Origin of the sequence: Methylorubrum podarium (assembly GCF_022179745.1) — a bacterium.
Lineage (GTDB): Bacteria > Pseudomonadota > Alphaproteobacteria > Rhizobiales > Beijerinckiaceae > Methylobacterium > Methylobacterium podarium.
In genome coordinates, this window is sequence record NZ_BPRD01000317.1 from 1 (window position 1) to 5,256 (window position 5,256).

Annotated in this window: 4 protein-coding genes and 1 pseudogene; 2 read left to right on the forward strand and 3 right to left on the reverse strand. The window is 71.0% G+C overall.

Annotated elements, in window-relative coordinates:
• Positions 1-338: 338 nt before the first annotated feature.
• Positions 339-2,426, forward strand: coding sequence for a M23 family metallopeptidase (locus tag MFF42_RS15890; protein WP_238256615.1), 2,088 nt, complete (start codon positions 339-341; stop codon positions 2,424-2,426).
• 269 nt (positions 2,427-2,695) lie between these two features.
• Here MFF42_RS15890 and gluQRS read toward each other — a convergent pair whose 3' ends face one another.
• The gene (gene gluQRS, locus MFF42_RS15895; protein WP_238256616.1) at positions 2,696-3,580 is read right to left on the reverse strand and encodes a tRNA glutamyl-Q(34) synthetase GluQRS; all 885 of its coding nucleotides are present in this window, start codon (positions 3,578-3,580) and stop codon (positions 2,696-2,698) included.
• Positions 3,577-3,876 (reverse strand): hypothetical protein, encoded by a 300-nt coding sequence (locus tag MFF42_RS15900; RefSeq protein WP_238256617.1) that lies wholly within the window; start codon positions 3,874-3,876, stop codon positions 3,577-3,579. The genes gluQRS and MFF42_RS15900 overlap by 4 nt, the downstream gene beginning before the upstream one ends.
• A gap of 226 nt (positions 3,877-4,102) precedes the next feature.
• Here MFF42_RS15900 and MFF42_RS15905 point away from each other — a divergent pair, with 226 nt between their 5' ends.
• A complete protein-coding gene (locus MFF42_RS15905) occupies positions 4,103-4,321 on the forward strand; it encodes a hypothetical protein (protein ID WP_017486666.1) in 219 nt (72 codons plus the stop codon).
• 30 nt (positions 4,322-4,351) lie between these two features.
• Here the strand turns inward: MFF42_RS15905 and MFF42_RS15910 are convergent.
• Positions 4,352-5,256 (reverse strand): annotated as a pseudogene (locus MFF42_RS15910) (molecular chaperone HtpG); the annotation flags it as partial.

A 5,256-nucleotide genomic window follows, 5' to 3' on the forward strand; every position in this document is an offset into this window, starting at 1 on the left:
CCGACAATCCCGAAGACCAGCGAAACACCCGTTCCACCACCTGGTGGACCGCGGCGCCCCGTCGGTGAGGCAGCATTTATGGGGTCGTCGTTCGGGCGTCAACGTCCGGATCGAAAAAAGTTCCCCAACTGAGCACGTCGACATCACAGCTTTGCGACAGCATCGTCGGGGCGTCTCGGCGATGAGCGCTGCATCGCCTCAATCTGGACATGCTGGCCCCGGACATCCGGGATGTCGGCCCCGCGTCGTGCCTCGAAGTCCCGTGTCGCCCCTGGCGCGCGAGTCTGGTAGGAGGAAGCGGCAAAATCCGGTCCGAAGCGCCGACGCAGAGGAAGTCCGTGACGCGCGAGCGACTGAAGATCGGGGGAACGGCCGGGACGGCGAAGCCGCGCCCGCCGACGCTTCCGCGGGGCGTCGAGCCGCCGCTCAACCTTCTGGGCGCGGATGCCCGGCAGATCGACCGCCGCGACGTCAACCTGCGCTGGCTCTGCGCCAGCGCGCTCACCGGCATCACCGGCGTGCTCCTGATGGGTGCGGCGATCCACGTCTCGCTCCAGGGCGAGGGGTCGCTCGCCGCCGTCTCGGATCGGCCGAATCTTGGGCCGCGTCCGCAGACGCAGCTCCCCTCCGTCGAGGAATCCGGCATCGCCTCCGCGCAGAAGGGCGACCGGCTCGTGCGCAACCTGATGATCGCCTCGGCCAAGCAGAGTTTTCGCACGCCGGTGACGGTGCGGCTCGGCGACCGGGAGATCATCAAGGTCCGGCCCTTCGTCCGGATCTCGTCCAACCTGTCGATGTCGACGGGGGTGTTCGCCAGCGACATCCCGCGCTTCGACCCGATGAAGTTCGTCTCCGACGAGCCGCAGGAGCGCGCGCCCGATCCGGGTGCGGCGGACGCGCCGGGCGCCGAGGTGACGGTGGTCAAGCGCGACCTCGCCGAGATCGCCATCGATCCGGGCGCGCCCGCGCTCTCGGACGAGGACGTGACCGCGCAGATCGAGGAGGAGCGTCGCCTCGCGGCGGAGGCCGGGCGCCGCACGGCCCTGCCGCTGGCACCGCAGATCCTGCTCTCGCGCACCCTGCAGCAGGGCTCGGCCTTCGCCGGGTTCGGCGAGGGCAGCGCCAAGGGCAAGCTCGGCGAGGACACCAGCCCGTTCAAGTCGATCGAGGTGCTCGTCGTCCCCGAGAACGTGACGAAGCTCGCCAAGGTGGAGCTGCGGTCCGGCGAGGCGCCGCTCGTCGAGGAGCGCGATCTCGCGCTCAAGCGCGGCGAGACCCTCGACGGCGCGCTCAAGGCGACGGGGCAGGCGTCGGACGCGGCGATCGCCGGCATCGTGACGGCGCTCGGCGGCCGGGCCAAGGTCGCGGCCCTGTCGGAGGGGCAGCAGTTCCGCGTCCAGGTCGCGCCCGGCCCGAAGCCCGGCGACGGGCGGCAGGTGACCCGGGTCGTGCTGTTCGGCGAGAGCGGCGTCCAGGCGATCGCGGCGATCAACGACCACGGGGCCTTCGTGCCGGTCGCCCCGCCCGTGGACGAGTCGCGGGGACGGACCCGCGAACAGGCCCAGGCCGAGGCGCCGGACGACGAGGAGGAGGACGAGGGCAGCGGTCCGCGGCTCTACCAGAGCCTCTACGAGACCGGCGCGCGCCACGACGTGCCGCGCTCGACGATCGAGGACATCATCCGGATCTTCAGCTACGACATCGACTTCCAGCGCCGCATCTCCTCCGGCGACGGGATCGACCTGTTCTACACCTACGACGAGGAGGCGGGGCCCGCCGCCGCCGAGCGGCCGGAGCTGCTCTACGCCGCGCTCAATCTCGGGGGCGAGTCGCGCAAGGTCTACCGCTTCCAGTCCCCCGACGACGGCTCGATCGACTATCTCGACGAGCAGGGGCGCTCGCTCAAGAAGTTCCTGATCCGCAAGCCCATCGCCGACGGCATCATGCGCTCAGGCTTCGGCTACCGGCGCCATCCGATCCTCGGCTACGCCAAGCTGCATACCGGCGTCGATTGGGCGAACCCGATCGGCACGCCGATCGTCGCCGCCGGCAACGGCACCGTCATCAAGGCGGAATGGGATTCGGGCTACGGCCGCCGGGTCGAGATCCAGCACATCAACGGCTACGTCACGACCTACAACCACATGTCCCGCTTCGCTCGCGGGGTCAGCGCCGGCAGCCGCGTCCGGCAGGGGCAGGTGATCGGCTATGTCGGCTCGACCGGCCTCTCCACCGGCGCGCACCTGCACTACGAGGTGATCATCAACGGCCACTTCGTCGATCCGATGAAGATCCGCGTGCCGCGCGGGCGCGAGCTCGACGGGCGCCTGCTCGCCGAGTTCAAGCGCCAGCGCGACCAGACCGAGACGACGATGCAGAAGTCGAAGACCGCGACGGCGATGGCCCAGCGCGACGCGATGCGGTGAGGCGGCCGAGCGCCGCCGTCCCTACCGCTGCCTGAGCGAGTCCCGGCTCTCCATCAGCCCGCGAGGCAGTTCTCGATCACCGCCAAATCCTACGCGGAAGAGGCGGGACGATCCGGTTCCTGGCCGAAGACGGGTGCGGCGAGCGCCCAGGCCGACAAAGTCAGGATCGCGCGAAGCGATCGCATCGTGCCTGGCCCCCTCACGGCCGCTCGCCGCTCTTCACGGATTCCTGAAGGCCCGACAAGGCACAAGCCCCTTGAGACGCTGGATCAACGAAGAATTGCGAAGCCGAGTCCGGCCCACACATCCGCGGCGGTCACGCCGCGGGCGCGCAGGTCGGCGAGGGACTCGGATCCCTTCGACTTGGCGAGCTTCTCGCCGTCCGCCGCCCGGATCAGGGCGTGGTGGTGATAGGCCGGCGCGGGAAGGCCGAGGAGGCGTTGGAGCAGGGCGTGCAGGTCGGTCGCCGCCTCCAGATCCTGCCCGCGCACGACGTGGGTGATCCCCTGCACGGCGTCGTCGCAGACCACCGAGAGATGGTAGCTCGTCGGCACGTCGCGCCGCACGATCACCGCATCGCCCCAGCGGCCGGGATCGGCGGCGACGGTCTCCATCGCGCCGTCATCGGGCGAGAAGCGGCGGAGGGCGGGAGGCTCGGAGAGGGCCCGGAGCGAGGCCGGCATGTCGAGGCGCCACGTATGCGGCTCGCCCCGCTCGCGGCGGACCCTCCGCTCGTCGGCGGATCGCAGGCGGCAGGTGCCGGGATAGAGCGGCGTGCCGTCGGGATCGCGCGGGATCGGCGCGCCGCGGGCCTCGCGGAGGGCGATCTCCGCGGCGATCTGCCCGCGCGAGCAGAAGCAGGGATAGATCAGATCCCGCGCCGCCAGCCGGTCACGCGCCGCGGCGTAGTCCGCAAAATGCTCGGATTGGCGGCGGATCGGTTCCGGGAAGCGGAGGCCGAGCCAGTCGAGGTCGGCCAGGATGCCCGCCACGAATTCGGGCCGGGCGCGGCCGAGATCGATGTCCTCGATGCGCAGCAGCAGGCGTCCGCCGAGGGTCCGGGCGATGCGGGCGTTCAAGAGGGCGGAAAAGGCGTGGCCGAGATGCAACCGGCCGTTCGGGCTCGGCGCGAAGCGGAGCGTCGGCCGGTTCACGGTTCTCCGGTGCCGCGCAGGCAGGTCATCGGGCCGGGGGTACAGGCGATGCCCGGCAGCGAGCAGGCGGTCTCCTCCCCGTCGCGGCGGCAGACCTTGCAGCCGTCGCCCCACTCGGCGCAGTTCCGATCCTGCGCGGGTTCCGAGGCCGGAACCGGCGTCGGCGCGGCGTGGTGGGCGCTGCGCGGGGCCAGGGCGCCGATCAGGACGGTCGCGGCCACGAGGGCGATCACGCCCCAGGTCACCCGCCGGTCGAGGCGGGCGGAGTGCGGATCGGGCGTGAGGTCGGCGGGCATGGCTGCGTGTTCGCGCGGATCGCGGAGGGCTGTCAACGCCGCCGGACCGGGCCCGACCGTGATCCGTCCGCCGCCCGCGATCGTGTCGGGCGTTGCGCGCACGCACCAGGGGCCATCGGTGCATGGGTCGCGGGAACTTCCGGCACGCTCGTTGCGATGACGCAAACCGGACGGTCAAGAAGCGACCTCGGGAGGAGAGACTCACGCCACCACGGAGCCCCGGCGCATGCTCTACGGCCTCTACTTCCTGACCTGCATGGTTGCGAACCCCACCCATTGCGTCATGCGGGTCCATCGCTTCAACGAGGACATCGTCACCCCGCAGCAATGCCTCTCGGTCGCCCAGCCGCAGATGGCGGCGTGGCAGAACGCGCACGGCGACCGCTGGCGGGTCGCCCGCTTCCGCTGCGGCGCGCCGCCCCGCGATGACGGGACGCGGATCTGATCCTCCGCATCCCGCCCCGTCCGCGCGCCGCTACTGCCCCGGCGTCGTTGCGCCGCGCGCGAGCGCTTCCGCGACGGCGCGGGCGAAGGCCACCGGATCGCGGGGCGTGTCGCCGTCCTGAACCCGAGCGAGATCGAGCAGCGTGCCGGCCTCCCCCTTCAGATCCTCGCCGGCCTCGGCCCGGTCGTTGAGCGACCGGATCAGGGCGTGGCGCGGGTTGATCTCGAGGATCGGCGCGGACCCGCCGAAGCCGCGGCCGGCCCGGCGCAGCAGGCGCTGCATCTGGAGGTCCGGCCCCATGCCGGAGGCGGCGAGCACCACGGCGCTGTCGACGAGGCGGTCGGTGACCCGCACGTCGGAGACGTCCGGCTCCAGCGCGAGCTTGAGGGCGGCCACCAGCTTGTCGACCGGCGGCGCCTCGGCCTGCTCACCCTCGGGCTTGAACTTCGAGAGGTCGGCCGCGCCCTGCGTGACCGAGCGCAGCGGCTTGTCCTCGAACTTGCCCAACTGCTCCGGCCAGAACGCGTCGACGTGGTCGGACAGCAGCAGAACCTCCACGCCGCGAGCGCGAAAACCTTCGAGCTGGGCGGAGTTCTTCAGCGCCTCCACGTCGTCGGCGACGAGGTAGTAGATCGCCTCCTGCTCGGGCTTCATCCGCGACACGTAATCGGGCAGCGAGGTCCAGCCGTCCTGCGTCGAGGAACGGAAGCGCAGGAGCAGCGCGATCTCGGCGCGGCGCTCGAAATCCTCGTAGATGCCCTCCTTCAGCACCGACCCGAAATTCTCGAAGAATTTCTGGTACTCCTCGGCCTTCTCCGCGTTCTTCGAGCGGCTCGACAGCTCGTTGATGACGCGGGTGGTCACGGCGCGGCGGATCTTCTGGAGTGTCGGCGTCGATTGCAGCATCTCGCGGGAGACGTTGAGCGGCAGGTCGT